The 18682-nt window shown below is 40.5% G+C and carries 17 protein-coding genes; 16 read left to right on the plus strand and 1 reads right to left on the minus strand.

The window, feature by feature from the left end; translation table 11 throughout:
• Positions 1–13 precede the first annotated feature (13 nt).
• The 5 genes from GSQ74_RS13025 to GSQ74_RS13045 all read left to right on the plus strand — a co-directional run bounded on the left by GSQ74_RS13025 (position 14) and on the right by GSQ74_RS13045 (position 2669).
• Positions 14–886: a hypothetical protein gene (locus tag GSQ74_RS13025; protein WP_158993942.1), complete on the plus strand. Its 873-nt coding sequence runs from the start codon at positions 14–16 to the stop codon at positions 884–886.
• The gene (locus GSQ74_RS13030; protein ID WP_158993944.1) at positions 883–1146 is read left to right on the plus strand and encodes a hypothetical protein; all 264 of its coding nucleotides are present in this window, start codon (positions 883–885) and stop codon (positions 1144–1146) included. The genes GSQ74_RS13025 and GSQ74_RS13030 overlap by 4 nt, the downstream gene beginning before the upstream one ends.
• Positions 1115–1384: a hypothetical protein gene (locus tag GSQ74_RS13035; protein WP_158993946.1), complete on the plus strand. Its 270-nt coding sequence runs from the start codon at positions 1115–1117 to the stop codon at positions 1382–1384. Before GSQ74_RS13030 ends, GSQ74_RS13035 begins: the two co-directional genes overlap by 32 nt.
• A gap of 218 nt (positions 1385–1602) precedes the next feature.
• Positions 1603–1803, plus strand: coding sequence for a hypothetical protein (locus GSQ74_RS13040; RefSeq protein WP_158993948.1), 201 nt, complete (start codon positions 1603–1605; stop codon positions 1801–1803).
• 32 nt (positions 1804–1835) lie between these two features.
• Positions 1836–2669 carry a DNA adenine methylase gene (locus GSQ74_RS13045; protein ID WP_158993950.1) on the plus strand — a complete coding sequence of 278 codons (834 nt, stop codon included), beginning with the start codon at positions 1836–1838 and terminating at the stop codon, positions 2667–2669.
• A gap of 125 nt (positions 2670–2794) precedes the next feature.
• Here GSQ74_RS13045 and GSQ74_RS13050 read toward each other — a convergent pair whose 3' ends face one another.
• Entirely contained in the window at positions 2795–3037 is a 243-nt protein-coding gene (locus GSQ74_RS13050; RefSeq protein ID WP_158993952.1) for a hypothetical protein, read from the minus strand.
• 57 nt (positions 3038–3094) lie between these two features.
• On the opposite strand from GSQ74_RS13050, the gene GSQ74_RS13055 reads away from it, so the two are divergent.
• The 11 genes from GSQ74_RS13055 to GSQ74_RS13105 all read left to right on the plus strand — a co-directional run bounded on the left by GSQ74_RS13055 (position 3095) and on the right by GSQ74_RS13105 (position 18681).
• Positions 3095–3385, plus strand: coding sequence for a hypothetical protein (locus GSQ74_RS13055; RefSeq protein ID WP_158993954.1), 291 nt, complete (start codon positions 3095–3097; stop codon positions 3383–3385).
• 65 nt (positions 3386–3450) lie between these two features.
• Positions 3451–4269 (plus strand): hypothetical protein, encoded by an 819-nt coding sequence (locus GSQ74_RS13060; RefSeq protein WP_158993956.1) that lies wholly within the window; start codon positions 3451–3453, stop codon positions 4267–4269.
• 2 nt (positions 4270–4271) lie between these two features.
• Complete coding sequence (locus GSQ74_RS13065) at positions 4272–5291, plus strand: hypothetical protein (RefSeq protein ID WP_158993958.1); 1020 nt, start codon at positions 4272–4274, stop codon at positions 5289–5291.
• A gap of 1 nt (position 5292) precedes the next feature.
• On the plus strand, positions 5293–7848 hold the full coding sequence (locus tag GSQ74_RS13070; protein ID WP_158993960.1) for an ATPase domain-containing protein: 2556 nt from the start codon (positions 5293–5295) through the stop codon (positions 7846–7848).
• A gap of 32 nt (positions 7849–7880) precedes the next feature.
• The gene (locus GSQ74_RS13075) at positions 7881–8300 is read left to right on the plus strand and encodes a DNA mismatch endonuclease Vsr (RefSeq protein ID WP_158995183.1); all 420 of its coding nucleotides are present in this window, start codon (positions 7881–7883) and stop codon (positions 8298–8300) included.
• A 166-nt stretch (positions 8301–8466) separates the two neighbouring features.
• Entirely contained in the window at positions 8467–9231 is a 765-nt protein-coding gene (locus tag GSQ74_RS13080) for an IS5 family transposase (protein WP_158993962.1), read from the plus strand.
• A 36-nt stretch (positions 9232–9267) separates the two neighbouring features.
• Positions 9268–10866 (plus strand): DNA cytosine methyltransferase, encoded by a 1599-nt coding sequence (locus tag GSQ74_RS13085; RefSeq protein WP_158993964.1) that lies wholly within the window; start codon positions 9268–9270, stop codon positions 10864–10866.
• A 53-nt stretch (positions 10867–10919) separates the two neighbouring features.
• Positions 10920–12386, plus strand: a complete 1467-nt coding sequence (locus GSQ74_RS13090; protein ID WP_174236927.1) for an ATP-binding protein — start codon at positions 10920–10922, stop codon at positions 12384–12386.
• A gap of 7 nt (positions 12387–12393) precedes the next feature.
• Complete coding sequence (locus tag GSQ74_RS13095; RefSeq protein WP_158993966.1) at positions 12394–15366, plus strand: Z1 domain-containing protein; 2973 nt, start codon at positions 12394–12396, stop codon at positions 15364–15366.
• Positions 15356–16354: a PD-(D/E)XK motif protein gene (locus tag GSQ74_RS13100; protein ID WP_158993968.1), complete on the plus strand. Its 999-nt coding sequence runs from the start codon at positions 15356–15358 to the stop codon at positions 16352–16354. The genes GSQ74_RS13095 and GSQ74_RS13100 overlap by 11 nt, the downstream gene beginning before the upstream one ends.
• On the plus strand, positions 16351–18681 hold the full coding sequence (locus GSQ74_RS13105) for an AIPR family protein (protein ID WP_158993970.1): 2331 nt from the start codon (positions 16351–16353) through the stop codon (positions 18679–18681). The genes GSQ74_RS13100 and GSQ74_RS13105 overlap by 4 nt, the downstream gene beginning before the upstream one ends.
• Position 18682: the final 1 nt, after the last annotated feature.

Raw genomic sequence — 18682 nt, forward strand, 5'->3', positions numbered from 1 at the left:
AAATTTAATTATTATGGTAAAGAATGAAAAAAACCTGGAATACCTTCAAAAACTGCAAACCAGTCTTGGTTTTGGCGAAAAGCTAAATGCAGTACTGGAATCGGCTATCAGCCGCGAATTGCCCAAATTTACCTTGGGTATTAGTAATATTCTAAGGCCCTTAGAAAGTAAGGATGTAAACGCGCCAAAAACCGATTACATTCAATATGGCCTTAACTTTAATAAGCAAAAAGATGGCGATGCCTATTTCTTAAACACTATTGATGTCACGCTGCATAAAACCGGTGAATTGGTACCGCGTGAGCAAACTTTCGACATCGAAAGGGATCATCGCATAACTGCTTTACAGGCTTATAAATTATTATCCGGCCAATCATTTGAAAAGGATATTTACGTAAGGCCACAAGGCGCAGAGGCTGATGCAAAGAAATCCGAAAAGATCAAGGCATGGTTTAAGTTGCAGCTGGATGTTAAGGATGCATATGGTAATCACCCGCTCAAGGTATTAAGGCCAGAATATGGCTACCAGTTTGAAAATGGCATAACTAAGTATCCTTTAAAGGGGCTGGATAAAGAAGCTACCAAATCAGAGGGGCTTCAAGCTATGCGCAACGGTAATTACTGGCAAACGGAACTAACCATGGGTAAAAAAACTATTCCAGTTTTGGTCGCTGCCAATCCGGTTATGAAATCTTTTGACATCTACGATAAAAACATGAAAGAGGTCAGGGATGAGGAAATATGGCCGGAAAAAGCAGCAGCGAGAAGTAATGGGGAACAAACTAAAACCACAACCGTGAAACGTCAGGAAGCCGCCGAAACTGATATCTCCAATTCTTTTGAACAGGCGGAAAGTGAGGCCAATAACGTAACAAGAGGACGATGAGCAGTCTTACTGGCCATTGTATGAATACTGTTGTGTTTGCTGGTGATAACGAACAAACAATCTTAGATCATTTCAACCAAATGGAGGAACATACACCGCCCTTTCTTTCGATCATGGTTTATGATAACGCACTTCATTTTGACTCACGCTGGATTCCCCCAATCAGGAGCTTGAGCGAAATAGCCGAGCAATTTGATGTCAGCTATAAGATAGACTTTCGTGTACCTTATGAGGATCGCGGCACCTATACCTATACTTGATTTACAGCAGCAGCCTTTGTCACCCCAGGCGGACCTGCTTCGGGCATTAATAAATGCAGCGGAAAATCCTGAACAACTTGCCGAAAAGGAAACCTATCTCACACGGCATATTCTTGCTCAAAGCTTAGACCTGCACGAACTGGAGGTTTTATCTTATCTCATCGGCAAGCGGTATAATGAATTCCGGTTAACTGAAATCCAGGATCGCAATGAGGGTAACCGTAAAATAGGCCGTTAGGCCAACTCCTTAAATTTTTTTCCCCTTGCCTTGCAGGAGTGCGGGCTAACCCTTTGCGCATACGTACCCGCTATCGCTGGAAACGCTTGCGCCGGGAACGCCCGCACACCTTCAGGCACCCGCGCCAGGACTAAGCCGCCCTTCACCAACCCCCGTTTTTCAAACGGGCTGGGCGGCTTAGACCTGGCTTTTTTCCAACCCACAAACTTTATTAAACGATGAAACACATTCTTGCTAAGGTCGACCGGATCAGGGCGAGTGGCACCGCTATGGTTCAGGTCCCGGAAGATTCGCCCTTTGCTATTCATAACGGCAAAATATTCAAAGTACAAAGCATGGGGACACCGGGCGTAAAATGCCGGGTGTCGCTGCTGATCAATGCACAAGTAGTCGACCTGACTTTAACTGATGTGCTATAAAGTTCAATACTGACAATTATACACCGATTTTCATGAGCAATATTCTTTATAAAACACCGATTAGTTACTATGGCGGTAAACAAAATCTTGCTGAAAAGATAATTACGCTGATACCGCCGCATGTTCTTTACGGAGAACCGTTTACAGGTGGTGCCGCTGTCTTTTTTGCCAAACGGCCCGCCGAAGTAGAGGTACTTAACGATACCAATGGTGAATTAATGAACTTTTACCGCGTCGTAAAACAAGATTATGCCATCCTGTTTGAGGAAATACGTGTTACACTTCACAGCCGCGACCTGCACCGGCAGGCAACAATCATTTACAATAACCCGGATATGTTTAATCCGGTTAAACGTGCCTGGGCGATTTGGGTGTTAAGCATTCAAAGTTTTGGCTCTATGCTGGACGGTGGCTGGGGCTATGATAAAATTGCTAATACGGTTCCGCAAACGCTGGCTAACAAAATAGAACAGTTTACCCTGCGTATTGCCAAACGTTTACAGAACTGCCAGATCGAAAGCGCGGATGCATTGTATATCATTAAAAGCAGAGACACTGAAAAAAGCTTTTTCTATTGCGACCCGCCTTATTTCAATTCCAACATGGGACATTATGATGGCTATTCCGAGCAGGATTTTGAGAATTTGCTGTCTTTACTGGCAAAAATAAAAGGGAAGTTTTTATTGTCGGCCTATCCGTCCAGCATATTAGCGCGGTATGTTAAGCAATACCAATGGGAGGAATATGCCATCGTGCAACCTATTGTTGTTAATGCCAAAAACCGCAAGCAGAAACTAAAAACCGAGATGCTGGTCGCTAATTACCCTTTTCATCTGGCACAGAACTATAGTCAATTATTATTCTAAGTTCAATACAAACTTCCGGTTTAGAGCGGAAACACCCCGATCCATCATGGGTTGGGGTGTTTTTTAATGGCGTTAATCCAGATATTTTAGCATGTAAATAATAACCCGCTTATCCGTTACCTGGTTTATACTACCACTCGGTTTTCCTCAACTTGTCTTAATAGTATTTCCAGACCTTCATCCCGGCTCATGATATTGCCCAGTTCCTTTAAGGATTGTTTATCCTCATAAATACCATTGGGATCATTCCAGGCCAGCCATTCAATGATATCATTTCTGTCCATTCCATTAACCAGTAACAGAAATTTATCCTCCGGAATTCCGGTGAGGGATTGATAAGTATAGCCACTATTTTTCCAGAAATTCATACTTAAAGTTAATAAAAAATCGTTATATTCAAGGAAGAAATTACTAAAAAAAACGAGATGATTACCGAAATATCAACCATTCCAGATGTGGAAGACTTTATGAGGCAACTGGTTCAGGAAGGCACCAATGCTCATCCTGACGAAGATTTCAATAATTATGTTCATATGGAAACCGGGATACCGGCTTATACGCATGAAGAAGCGGCGGAAAGGAACCGGTTAATGGGTAAGTGTATTACGGTTTGTGAAGCCGCCGGACAGGATGTATATAGTGTCATGCAGGAAATTTTTCTGATCGAAACAGGTCTGGATAAATATATTCCACTGCCATCCAGTATATATATTTGATTTGTTTATTAAAATATCTACATTTAAAGGGTCAACGCATTTTCTAACCAAGCCCTTTACAATTAATGGATTTAACTCCTTATTCCCGTTCCGACGGATTTATAGCGCTTGAAAAGGCGACGGTTGCAAACGGCTTTATGGGTAAATTTGTTGTTGATTCTGAGTTGACAGATACCCATAAAACAAACTTCCTGGACCATCTGCAAGTCTTCGATATCTCCGGGATTTTGAAAATTGAAGATTATTGTTGCGGATTTTTCAGGCAAAACAAATACTTGGGTAAAAGTGCCACCGACCCTTCAAAGCCTTTTGTCAGAATTCTACCCTATGAAAAGTTTGTTGAATGGATAAATAAGATCACCCTTCTAAATCTCGAAGCATTAATTGAAACTGTTTTCGATTCAGGTATTGACGAGAGTTTAAGAATTTTCGCCTTCGAACAGTTGATAAACGCCGATATCAAACCAAGCATCCTAAGTGATCCGGATGAATGTATTAAGTTTTTTTCAGTACCTAAACTTCCACTCTCGGTTGCACCTGAACTAAAAGAAGCATTGACAAGTCAGTGGGGTATGTGGAGTTTTCCCTTTCCCGAAGATGAAAGTGATATTTTTGCACCCTCTAAACTTAATAGTTTGGATTGCCGCGCCGGCCTTACAGAGGGGATTAATTTAGATAAGGTTGTATACACACATTCAGTACAAGAATGTAACAAAGTCAAGAAGCCAACCGTATATGATGCAGAGTTTTATGATCAATTCATGCCCGGAGGTAAAACAGTTCCGTTAGCTGCGTGTAATACTTTGGACGGTTTTGACGAATATTTCCATGTGCCTAATAAATTTAAGCATATTTTAGATAAGTTCGCGTTAATTATTAAGTAAATATGCAGGATACCTTGTTAAACACCCGCGCTTTAGATCTTAAAAATCTTATTTTAAATCCAGGGGAACCCGACAGAGAAGGGTTTACTTTGCTTGATTTTCGGATTGAGAAAAACAAAAAGCTGGAACCGGGTTCAAAAAAACAAGAAGAGGAACAGAACATTGTAATATCTCTGTACAATGAACTTTTTGAATTTGCACCCCAGGATATTTCACAACTAATAAGCTATATCAATAGATCAAAGCTGGATACGGATGATATTATTGACCAGTTATTATCTTTTCTGAATCTGCCTGATGGCAAGAATCTTAAGGTTTTTCAAAAAGCTGAACTGGTTAAATTTTTAGTTTCCAAGAAACCCGAACTTGTCGATCCTGAACTTATTAATACAGATCTTGCCGAACTACAAATATCCAGTCCTTGGTTATACGTTAGTCTTCTTTCTGAAAAATCAAAAGAAGCGGCAGTGGAGTTAATTAAATTCCTTATAGCAGATAACCGTTTTGAAAAGACAGCATTTCTCAATCTTTTTATGAAATGGCTGGGAACTCCTGACACTTTTTTTCTTAAAAAAGTTTATAAAGAATTACTTCCGTTGATTGGCGATCTGAATTTCACCAAATTGATGAAAGCGAAATTGGGTGCTGATATGGTTAAAGAGATTGACTCCAGAAAGGAAGAAATTACTAAGATCGTGGGTCAACTGAATCAGATAAAAAATCCCGAGTTGATTTCAAGAGCGGAAATATACAAAGTTGTTAAAATACGAGAAGCTAATCATCCCAAAGTAAAGACAGGATCCTCAAAGATTTTAGGGCGAAAGGGGGCTTTTATCTCCGGACGCTTGAGGCGAAGATACTATGGAAAAAAATCTAAAGATTATGACAGGGAGACTATTCAAATTTTAACGAATACTATTGCTTATCCATCGAAACCCCAGGTAATTGAATTTAAGCCGTTATTAGTAAAATCCGACGCTTATATTGGGTTTAAAAGAAATGTTTTGAGGCAAATGAAATAAAATGGTTAAACCAGAATTTAAGATGAAGGGGATATATCATTATATGTTTCCAATACTTTGGGATTGTATTTCCCAAGCTTTGGAATTATGTATAAGTTATAGTTCACCTGAAAAAAGAGATTTATTGGTTGAAACAAATCCAGAGTTAATCAAGTGCTTTGCCGATGTCTTAAAAATTACCCCCAAGGCGGATAAGCATATTGTTGAGGGATTGTATGAGTCACATCAGGATCGACAAAAACAATATCCCCGTGTTTTAAAACTTACTTTAAGGGCGTTTGATGATGCCCAGCAAATTGGTTCCAGAAAAGACAAATATTTAATCCCATCACCTCTTTATATAATTTATCAGCTACTTACTGTTCCTGATAATTCGTTTACTGCGGCCTATTCGATTACAGCCTGCAAGTCTTTTTTATACTATATACTAAACATCCACCCCCAAAGACATAAATCTGAATCTAATAATCCGGAATCCCGATTGTTTACAGAAAGTCAGGTAATGGACGCATTAGCAGATTTTGAGGGGTTTGATATTCAGAGCGGTCGTTGGCCAAAAGAGTTCCTTAATGTTGAAATGGACTATTCAGGTTCGGTCAAAATGCCTATTATTAAATCGTTTGTTGGTCATTTTCTCGCTGCAAAAGGGATCGCCCACTTATGGTTTCCAGATAAAGATAAAGCACTTGAGTTTTTAACTAAAGATAAAGCAAATACTTTTATTGACAGTTTGAGAAAAAAAATCGCTCGTGTTAAATTCCGTAAGTCTGCTCATTACCGTGAATTGCCGGAATGGGGAGAAGTCATTAACCAGATATTTGGCTTTCCAATTCCTATTAAAGGAGCTGAGGTGGTTTTCTTTGGTGGGCTAAAACCAGCATCTGACGGCGGATTGGTGATAAGTGTAAGCGGAAGAGCGGGGGTTGGTAAAACTTCATTTGCTTTGGCTCTGGCGAATTCGTTTTCGCCCTTTGGCACGTCCTGTTTTTACATATCTCTTGAAGAAAATGTAGATGATATTGAAAAAAGGATATTGACAATTAAACCCCAAGTTGAAAAGGAGCTTAATTTTTTTAATGGGAAGATGAATTGGTTTTTCGGCATAGATTTTCCAGGACGAGTTGCTATCGACGCGTTGTCGGCCGAAATAAATGCAATTGCAGATGACCTGCACACAAAAAAAAACAAATCTATAAAAGATGAGAAGGTAATCGCCTGTCCATACATATTTGTAATTGATAATATAAACGAGTCTGTTATTGATTTCGATAATAACTATTATCAACAAATTGAATACTTCATAGAAACCTGTAGAAAACTTAATTCTATTATTCTGATTTTAACTCCCGAAAGCATCCCTGAAAAGCTTAAAATAGAATACCTTGTAGACATCGGAATTGAATTGAAGCACAAAGGTGTCGATATAGACGATGATAAACCAATTCGGATTTTCAATCTGTTTAAAACAAGACATCAGTTGTCCAGGCAAGGAGCACACATTTTTCACATGACAGGCAAAGAGGGATTTAGAATATCCCCTCAGATCCCCTCTCAAATAGATCGAAAGGAGCGAATTCAGCAAAATTTGCATGACGAAACAAAAAGTATCCACACACTTAATTTTCTATATGAGAAAGAGCACGATAAGATTACTTCGACCGCCGAAAAGCTGGATATAAAAAGAAACGCAGTAAAAAGCAGCAAAAAGATTGATGCTGACGAAGGAATGTTTTTAAATCTATATTCCCGGTCAAATATATTAATTCATGGATTTGGAAGTGCAGGGAAAGCTGGTTTCGCTATGTCCTTGCTCTTATCCCCGCCTGTTGAATCGACAATTGAAATTAACACAATTCAGAATTTAAGTTTTGGGCATTTAAAGTTTAGAAGAAATATTTTAATAATATCATTTTTATATCCGGAGCAATATTATCGTGAACTTGCATTCGAGAAGAAGAATATACAGTCACGAATTAAGCAATTATATAAGGATATTCCAGATCCCCTGATAGAGTACATTGTTCTTTATCCTGGGTATCTCTCTCCGCAAGACTTTTTAAATAAAGTTACCAGAAAGCTCGATGAAGCCATACTAAGGGGGCAACCATTTACTGGTGTGCTGGTTGACGGCCTTCATAATGTTTTTCTTCAGTTTGAAAAACTTCAGGAAAGTAACATGGTATGGCCTATGTTATATAACATCCTGTCGCGGTACGAACTAATGGTTGTAAGTACTTTCACCAATTTCTCTTTAAACGATAAGCTACTGGAAATTGATTCCTATAAAGTCAATGATGCTAACCACTCTTCGTCAGACCACTTGTTATTACAAAAAGGAATGGCTCCTTTTCTTCATGCATTAGTTAAAGGCTCTGATTATTATTTCTTTATGGAACAGCACATATCCGAAGCTGATGGCAGTAAACGATATCTTATCGCGGTTAAGGGTGCCATAAATAAAGTCCCAACAGAATTGCTGGAATGGGATCGTCAGAAGAACACTTTGAGAGATGTATATCCTTTATCATCGTTGAAGCAGGGAACTATCTCGAAATAGGAACAAATTTTATTCTGAAGCGTATTAATTCAATGGCGGATGTTCACAACAAAGAAACCAGGAGTTTTAATATGTCCCGTATCCGGAGCAAAAATACCAAACCGGAGATGCTTGTTCGAAAATTTCTTTTTTCTAAAGGGCTCAGGTATCGGATACATGTTTCAAATTTGCCCGGAAAACCCGATCTGGTTCTTCCAAAGTACAGAACGGTAATCTTTATCCACGGCTGTTACTGGCACGGTCACGAAAATTGCAGATATTTTATAATTCCGAAAACTAATACAGAATGGTGGCTGAATAAAATAACAACAAATGCCGACAATGATAGGAAAGCAAACAGGTGTCTGACTGAGATGGGTTGGAAAATAGTTACGATCTGGGAATGTGAATTAAAAAAAAGCACTGTAAATAATACTTTAAAAAATTTGTTGGCAAATTTCAAAACCGAATAGCTGACCATATTAAGGTAATATTATTGCCGTGTATATAAATCTTCCTATCTTAGAGCCTGTTTAAAAATAGATAAATAAAATTGTTATGTGTTGAGAAGTGGATAAAAAGGCCATCGCTAGTCGGTCAAATAAGTACTAATTGTGAGTAACGACAAACACATTTAGCATGAAAACTTATCCAACCGATTTAAGCGATAACCAGTGGCAATTTATAAAAAAGACCTTACAGTTAGACGAACGTAAGCGAAAACATGATTTACGGTCGATTTGGAATTCGATCCAGTATCTGTTGAAAACAGGATGTCAGTGGCGAATGTTGCCGAAAGACTTCGCCAAATGGCAGTTGGTTTATTACTACTATAAGAAATGGTCTGATTTAGAACAGTTTGACCTTTTGCTATCAAAACTTAGGGAACATGTCCGGGTAAAAATGGGGCAAAATGCTGAGGCTAGTTTAGGTATACTGGATAGCCAAAGTGTAAGATGGGGGAACAACAAGGCTCTCAATAGTTTCGATGGCAACAAGAAAGTAAAAGGTATCAAACGCCATGTCATCGTAGATAAGAATGGTTTTTTAGTTGCTGTAATGGTAACCGTAGCTAACATTCATGACAGTAAAGCCGTCACATTGATGATGCGGGTATTGAAAGAAATGCTATGTAGTATAAAAGTGATCATAGCTGACGGAGGATACCGAGGCGAGATCATTGAACAGGTAACGAAGAGTTTCGGCTATATTATTCAGGTGGTTATGCGTTCTGATGATAAGAAAACCGGATTTAAACCGGTCCACAAAAGATGGGTGGTCGAAAGAACTTTTTCTTGGTTCGACAACGACAGAAGATTATGCAGAAACTATGAACTCCTGCTCGAAACTTCTGAAAACATGGCCAAACTCGGCGCTATAAAATTATTATTGAACAAAATTTAAACAGGCTCTTAGTAAATTACAATTCTTTTTTTATTCATGCCATATCCAATTATTGATTTGTTTGCCGGTCCGGGTGGTTTGGCTGAAGGATTTAGTACGCTGGCGGACGATGCCGGAGAGCGTATATTTAAAATAAAACTTTCCATTGAAAAGGAAAAGCGGGAACATGAAACGCTTACACTGCGCTCATTTATCAGACAGTTTCCACTAAGAAAATTACCGGATGAATATTACGAATTTTTAAAAGGCGATATCAATATTGCCGAACTTTATAATTTTTATCCAACTGAATATGAGGAAGCTCGTAACGAAGCATGGCAGGTGACGTTAGGCTTAACGCCCGTCGACGAAATAGATGCGCGGATTGAAAGTTGTTTGGACGGTAACAAGGAATGGGTGTTGATTGGAGGCCCGCCATGTCAGGCCTATTCACTTGCCGGCCGCTCCCGCGTAGGAGGGGTTCATCAGGATGACCATAGGGTTCATCTTTACAAAGAATATTTACGGATTATAGCCTACCACCAGCCAGCAGTTTTTGTGATGGAAAATGTTAAAGGGTTACTTTCGGCGGAACTGGACGGTGAAAAGATTTTCCATAAGATAATGGATGACCTGCAAAATCCATCGGCCGTTTTTCCAGAGTACACATCTTCAAAATACCGGATTTTTTCGCTTGTTAAGGAACACGTAAAAAAAGATTCCGATTACCTGATAAAAGCCGAAGAGTACGGATTGCCTCAAAAAAGGCATCGGGTTATTTTACTTGGGGTCAGAAACGATATTGATGTGAAGCCAGGCATACTGCATCCGATGAAAAAAGTTGATTTAAAATCGGTCATCAGCATGCTTCCCGTCGTTCGTAGTGGTATTTACAGGGAATTTTCTCACAGTGAAAATATAGTTAAAGATGGCCAGCTAAAAAAGAAAAGGGAATATAACGTCCTTAAAGACTCCTATGAATCCTGGATCAAACTCATTGAGGTATACAAACGGGAGCTTAAGGAAACCTTTAATAAATTTAATTATGATGTTTCGGTCGGCAATAGCCACCCTGAAACAATCGGAAAGGAATATACCGCTTTTAACGGCGACACCATTCCAGACAATCATCCCCTGAAAGCCTGGTACACAGATGAACGGCTTAATGCTATTTTGCATCATGAATCGCGGTCGCATCTGACTCAGGATCTGAAGCGGTATATGTTTGCAAGTTTATACACTAAAACTCACCATAAGTTTCCCCGCATGGAAGATTACCGCAAATACGGGGAGGATCTGATTCCCGATCATGAAAACGCGGAATCAGGAAAATTTAATGACCGGTTCAGAGTGCAGGTCCCGGATGAGCCTGCCACAACAATTACCAGCCACATTTCAAAAGACGGACATTATTTTATTCATTTTGATCCTTCTCAATGCAGGAGCCTGACTGTAAGGGAAGCTGCGCGGATACAAACATTTCCCGACAACTATTTCTTTTGCGGAAGCCGAACGCAGCAATTTCATCAGGTCGGTAATGCCGTACCGCCGCTGCTTGCTTTCAAAATTGCTAAGGTAGTAAACGATATATTTTCAAGCGCCCAGAATGAAAACCAGCTGGAATTATGGAATTCTGATAACGAAAACAAAAAGTGATTAAAAAAAACAACCTGACTGAATAAAAAAACTAAACCGGTAACCATATCACAATGGACTACTCCAAATACGAAAAAGAACCCGCTATTCCAGAAGCATCATCAATGATTGAAACCTTTCGGGCGATTGGTTACAGCATTGAAGCAGCGGTAGCTGATGTTATAGATAATTCTATCTCTGCCGACGCTAAAAATATCTGGGTATCATTTGAGTGGAAAGGTGAGGCAACATGGTTGTCGATTAAAGACGACGGAAACGGGATGAACAGTAAAGAACTTGTTCAGGCGATGAGGCCCGGTAGCAAAAATCCGCTTGCGGAGCGGGGAGTTAAAGATCTGGGGCGATTTGGCCTGGGTCTTAAAACGGCCAGCTTTTCTCAATGCCGGGTGCTGTCCGCTATAAGCAAAAAAACTGATTCTGACCCAGCGTACTGGACCTGGGACCTCGATTTTGTAAAGGACACCGGAAACTGGGATTTACTCAAGTATATACCTGAAACTCACGATACCGAAATTTTGTCCGATGTAGCATCGGGAACAATCATCGTCTGGAACGATATTGACCGGCTGGTACAGCATTTCCATAAGGATGATACCAAGGCACTTGACAAGTTCCTTGTTATCATGGAACAGATCAAGAAGCATCTTTCAATGGTTTTTCACCGTTTTATAGAATCCGGAAAGGTCAAAATATGGTTTCAGGACAGGCCGGTTTTGCCCTGGAATCCATTCTTGACAGGACACGGTTCTACTCAACCCCAATCGGCGGAGCATTTGCAGAATGGCAAAGTTTTTATTAAAGGATTTGTTTTACCTCACAAATCGAAATTAACGGAAGATGAATTCAGGAATGCTGAGGGGCCCAGAGGCTGGAATGAGCAGCAGGGATTTTATATATACCGAAATGAGCGATTACTTCTTGCCGGAGACTGGCTCGGCATGTATCGGAAGGAAGAGCATTATAAACTGGCAAGAATTCAGGTTGACCTTCCCAATAGTCTGGATGCCCAATGGCAGATCGATATAAAAAAATCTGTAGCCCGGCCTCCGTTGGTATTAAGGGATCAGCTTAAAGCGTATGCCGGCCGTATCAGAAATCTGGCAGTAGAGGTTTACCGGCACAAAGGCAGAACGATTACCCAGATACCCGGTCAGAAATTTGTACCGTTATGGGTCGATCATAAAAGGGGCGATAAGTGGTACTACAAAATTAACCGGGAACACCCCTTGGTAAAAAAGACAGAGGAAGATGCCCGGCTTAATCCTGGAAAAGCCATCGACCTGATGTTGCGTTTTATTGAGGAAACCATCCCGACAAAGTCAATTTTTATAAAAGAGTCAGAGGAACCCGAACAACAGGGAAAACCTTTTGCTACGCTTACAGGAGACCCCGTAAAAGAAACACTGGATCAGTTTTTTGCAGGACTGTTAAACGCCGGAAAATCTTCGGATGAGGCCAAGCGAATCTTAATAAATATAGAACCATTTAATTACTATCCGCACCTAATCGAACTTTTATAAAACCTAAATGATAAAACAGGCAACACAAATGACATTGGTACTGCTATCGCGCGTACCCCGGCCTATACCGGTCAGTCATATCAATGAAGCTATCGATAAGGTCTTAAATATTTTTCAGGTTAACAAATCTGAACTTTTCGACTATATTGTTGATAATCTCAGCAAACCTCATAACTTGGATGACGCTGTCAAAACAGCACGTACCGAGCTTCCAAGGAATGTTTCTGTAAATGAAGAGCAGATTGAAACCGTAATAGATAACCTGCTGGCCAATATTAATTACGCCGGTCTTGACCGGGTAGCCATCAAGCGTGAACTTCAGGCGAATTATAATGTCAGAATAGATGACTTCACAGCAATTGAAAGAAAGCCGGATCCCTGGATCTATAAGCGAAACGCCTCTATCCAGTGGAATTTCTGGAACAGGTACAGCGATTATTTACAGTTCGGGCAAAACTATTCTACAACGGTTGTTGAACAGATCGGAAGATTAACGAATAAAACGCTTGACGGAATATTTGATCCGACAGTTGGTGGTTCAGTTTCGAAATATGGCCTCGTTGTAGGACAGGTACAGTCAGGCAAAACCTCAAATTATACCGGTTTAATATGCAAGGCTGTGGATAGCGGTTTCAATCTGGTAATAGTTTTGGCCGGAACTCAGAACAGTCTTCGGACACAAACCCAGTTGAGGATCGATGAAGGTTTTCTGGGATTTGACACACAGTTTCAACGGGCTTTTAACACAGGGCAGCACAGCATAGGCGTAGGTATAGGCCGAAGCCCGTTACCTGCTCATTCCGTTACCTCCAGTGCAAGCGGCGGAGACATCAGTAACCGCACAACGCTTACCTTCCACACGAATGAACCTATAATCGCTGTTGTTAAAAAAACCAAGCCAAGACTTGAAAAACTGGTTCAATGGCTTTCAGCGCAGGCAATTCCTGACCGGGATGGCAACAAAAAGATCACTATAAAAAATTTATTGCTGATTGATGATGAAGCCGACCACGCCTCTATTAATACCAGTAAGGAAGATGATCCGGCAAGTACAACAAACCGCCTGATTAGAGAGGTTATTGCACTATTCGACAAGGTTGGTTATGTTGGATATACTGCAACACCGTTTGCGAATATTTTCATACCCATAGACGAAGACCAGTTGTTCCCCAAAGATTTTATCATTAACCTGCCTGCGCCATCAAATTATATAGGCCCCGACAAAGTTTTTGGTTTTTCATTACTTGAGGATGATCTGGATTCTGAAACCGTCTTACCAGTAGTCAGAAGGATCAGCGACTACACCGCTTTTGTCCCGGACAAGCATAAGAAATCTGAATTAAAAGACTGGAAAACGAAGGAACTGGTTGAACAGGATGTAGTTAATCAGTTCAGGGAGCAGTTCCCCGATTCACTGAAAACGGCAATTAAGTCTTTTATTATTACCTGTGCGGTAAGGCAACTCAGAGGGCAGATCAATGTCCATAATTCGATGCTGATCCATATTACCAGATTTCAGAACTGGCAAAAGGTAATTTTCCGTGTGGTGGAAGAAGTGATGGGTTACTATAAACGGGGTATTGAAATGAAGACGCCATCCATTCTGAGAGAACTTCAGGATGTTTTTGAAGTTGACCAGCTTCATGGAAAGTCCTATGTCACAACGACCAAAGCAATTCTTAAAAACGGCTTTGATAAACTTGATCATAAAATTCAGATTCATACCTGGAACGATGTACTTGATTTTCTTCATGACGCAGCTTCCCGTATCCAGATCAGGGAGGTAAACGGGGGATCAAAAGATGTTCTTAATTATTTTGATCACAAGGATGGCCTTTCGGTAATCGCTATCGGTGGAGATAAACTTTCAAGAGGGCTCACTCTGGAGGGCCTTTCGGTAAGTTATTATCTGCGGGCATCCAAAATGTACGATACCCTGATGCAGATGGGAAGATGGTTTGGCTACCGAGGCGGTTATACAGACTTGTGCCGGCTTTTTACAAGCCGTGAAATCAATGAATGGTTTTGTCATATCACTCATGCGTCCGAAGAATTAAGGAATGAATTTGATTATATGTCTGATGTTGCCGGTGCAACGCCGGAAAAATATGCGCTCAAGGTCAGAACCCACCCTGGCGTATTGCAAATATCAGCGTCGAATAAAATCAGAAAAGCCGTAGATATCAGTATTTCCTGGGCGGGCAGGCTGATAGAGTCCTATGAACTATCAAAAGATCATAGTACAGTCCGAAAGAATCTGGATGCTACCGTAGAACTGATAAACGCTTTGGGAAATCAATATGAGATTAAGCGGGATAATTATTTATGGAAGGACGTGTCTCCCCAGACGATTACCCAGTTTATGCGTGGATTTGCGCTGTCAGAAAATTTGAAAGCAGCAGATCCATCTAATCTTTTGCGTTTTATTAATGTTCAGCTTCGTAACAATGAACTTACCAGCTGGGGTGTTGCATTAATATCAAAGAAAGCAGCAGCCAAGCAATATACGATCCGGATAGCAAACGGAGACTTAAAAGCGGGCTATTATCTTCGAAATTATGATGAAAGTAATTCAAGCAAAGAAATTTATTATCTGAGAAAATCTCACCTGATCAGTCCCAAAGATGAATTTGTTGATTTATCCAAGGAGCAGTATGACCTGGCTCTGGACAAAACAAAATCGATGTGGGCGAAGCGAAAGAAAGAGGGCGAACCCGGATATCCTAACGGTGAGATTGTAAGGAATGAAATACGTGACCCGCAAAAGCCCTTGCTGCTGATTTACTTCCTTGATCCAGATGGCGCTAACAGACCGGAAGACCCGGAGCCACTGACCGATCCGGTTGTCGCCTATGCGATAAGTTTTCCCGGAAGCCGGTTTAATGCGGCTGTGTCCTATCTGATCCCGGAACAACTCCTGCCATTTTTCGATCAGGAATTCGAACTTGAAGACGAAGAGGAGGATGACGATGAAGATTAAGGATATATGGCTGGAGCAGGAAAGCGACCCTGTTTTTTCCGCAGGACTTATGCTGAAAGGTTTCGGCGGGACATTTTTACCACAAGTTTTTATAGGACTTATTTCGCCTGGTAGGTGCCGCTGCATTGCTGCATCAATTAGCATGGCCATCTCTATCGACCTCAATCATTATCTTGGTCTGCAGGATCTTGAGATCGAACTTAAAGCGGACACCAAAAATACCGACAGAAATTACCTGATTTTTAAACTCACCAATCCGGTACACAATGATATTTTTTCAGTGCTCTGCGAAGACCTGATATCCAGTATAGCAAATGTATCAAATGAAAGGACACTGGTTAAAGAACTGTTTAACCGTTTCGAAAACTGGAATACACTATTTAAAAGAGCACCCGGTGATTGGCTTACTCCGGAAAGCCAGCGGGGGCTTTACGGAGAACTTCATTTTCTCCGGGAGTTTTTAAATGCCAACAGTGAGCATTATAAAACGGTAAACTCATGGGTAGGCTGTGAAATGCAGGTGCGGGATTTCCAGACCGGTGGCTGGGCTGTTGAAGTTAAAACAACTAAAGGAAATAACCATCAGAAAGTTCATATAAACGGGGAAAGGCAGTTGGATACAACAAACCTTGACCAGCTTTTTTTATATCATTTATCCCTTGAAGTATTACAGCAGTCGGGGGAAACCCTAAATGCTATTATACTCTCCATCTGTGAATTACTTTCTGCTGATTTGGTGGCATTTAACCGGTTTAAAACTAAATTGATGTTCAGCGGATATCGGGAAGAAGACAGCCATCATTACGACGATTCGGGCTACCTTATCAGAGATCAGTCGTTTTACAAGGTCGAGGGGAGTTTTCCGCGCATTCAGGAAAGCGACCTTCGCAAAGGGCTTGGAGACATACATTATTCAATTATACTGTCTAACTGTACCGACTATATTACAGATTCGACAACTGTATTTAACACAACCACCTTTTCATGAGTAATGACTTTGAAAACCGCGAAATAAATAACTTCTATCAGGCCTTACAGCAAGATATAAGATCAACCCAGCTAACCGAGGAAGAAGGTGGCACATTGGAGCAGATTTTTACGCAATGGGGAATTGACCTTCTGGCGGAAGCCGGAGAAACTGAAAATGCACGGCCCGCATATGATGAAAAGGCTCTTGGCACCAAAAACCAGCATAAAATAAACGGCTATGCGATTTCTGAAAATTACGAGACTCTCGATCTGATTATTACTATCTATAAGGGCTTTGACCAGCCCGAAAAGGTTTCAAAAGAGGAAATTGATACAGCGGCAAAAAGGATTGTTAATTTTTTTCGTAAAGCTGTTTACAAGGAATATGCAAATGATCTCGAAGAAGCGTCCGAAATTTTTCAGTTTGCACAAACACTAAATCAGTCGCAGGATCTGAAAAATAATCTGGTCAGAATTAACGCCATAATTATTTCGGATGGCATTTATACAGGTGCAGCGCCAACCAGTGAGAACATTTCAGGCTACCCGGTCTATTTCAGAATAATTGACCTCAATTACCTTTATAATATTATCGAGAAGTCTCACGTGCCAATTGAAATTGACTTTAAGAGTGAAGGATTTAATATACCCTGTATTCTTTCGCCAACCTATAATGAAGAATACCAATCTTTCCTGGCTATAATTTCCGGCAGCGCACTTGCTGTAATTTATGAACGTTTTGGTGCACGGTTGCTGGAACAGAATGTAAGGTCTTTTTTGCAGTTTACCGGCAAAATAAATAACGGTATCAGAAAAACAATTATATCTGAGCCACATATGTTCCTGGCTTTTAATAATGGAATAGCCGCAACAGCTGACGATATTGTTGTAGAAAAGGCAGAAAACGGAGATGGCTATGTTATTTCGAGCGTAAAGGATTTACAGATCGTCAACGGAGGCCAAACAACAGCTTCAATTTACCACACCTGGAAAAAGGACAAGGCTGATATTTCCGGTATACAGGTCCAGTTGAAACTCTCCGTTATCAAGAAAAAAGACAATCTCGGCGTGATTGTTTCCAGAATTGCGGAATATGCCAATACGCAGAACAAAGTGTCTATATCCGATCTGAGTTCAAATAAGCCGTTTCATATCGAGCTTGAAAAAATTTCAAGAACTACGGTCACTCCGCATAATGACAGCCAGCCCACGCAGACCAAATGGTTTTATGAACGGGCACGCGGCCAGTATAAGAATGCAAGGCTTAAAGATGGTTTTACACCGGCTAAACAAAAAGCATTTGATATTAAAAACCCCAAGTCCCAGGTATTTAGTAAAGAAGATCTGGCAAAGTTTGAGAATTCATACGGTGAAAAAAGCGAAGGAAAAAAGCTTGCTATTGGTCCTTATATCGTTGTTCGCGGAAATCAGAAGAATTATGTTCAGTTTATCAATTATGTAAAGGACAATCCCGATACGATATATTTCGAAGATGCCGTTGCAAAAGGAATCTTATTCAAAACTGCTGAAAAGCTATATGGCATAAAACCTAATGCCATTGGCGATATGCGGTATATAACAGTACCCTACGCTATATCCTACCTGAACTATAAAACGCATAACAAACTTGACCTTTACAAAATTTGGAAAGCTCAGGCACTTTCCGAGAATCTGAGGACGATTTTATATGAGTTAATGGTGGAGGTTGAAAGCATTATTAAACAATACGCTCCCGGATCACTTTACGGGGAGTATGCTAAAAAAGAGGAATGCTGGACCACACTTAAAAAAGTTGATACGCTGGTCGATTATTCATTACTGGAGTCTGATTTCGTTAGTAAGTCCTCTGCGTTGCGAAAGAGGTTATCGTCCGAAGATGCAGACCTCATTATTATTAATGAGGAAACGGAAAGAATCAGATCGGTACCTCCGAAGACTTGGCAGAAAATTGAAGAATGGGGCAGCGCTGCTGGCCTCCTTTCTGACCAGCAAAAAAACTATTGTTTTAATCTTGCCGGAAGAATAAGAAATAATACGCCGCTCACTGAATATGAACGGATAGCTGGCGTCAAAATAATCGATATCCTGATTACGCAGGCACCGGAGATCTTATTTTCTGACGATGCGGAGGAACCTGACAATAAAGAAACAAATGCGGTAGCCGTAACACCCGAACTTATTCAAAAGGTAGTCGACTGGGACAGGAAGAATAAAAAACTCAAAGGATATGAGTACCAGTTCATGGCAGAGCTTTCTAACGGATCGAAGCAGTTAACAGACCATAATAAAAAAATTGCCCAGCTGAACATTAACAAAGCTTTCAAATACGGTTTTTTAGATAACTGAC

The organism is Mucilaginibacter sp. L196, from assembly GCF_009765905.1.
GTDB lineage: Bacteria > Bacteroidota > Bacteroidia > Sphingobacteriales > Sphingobacteriaceae > Mucilaginibacter.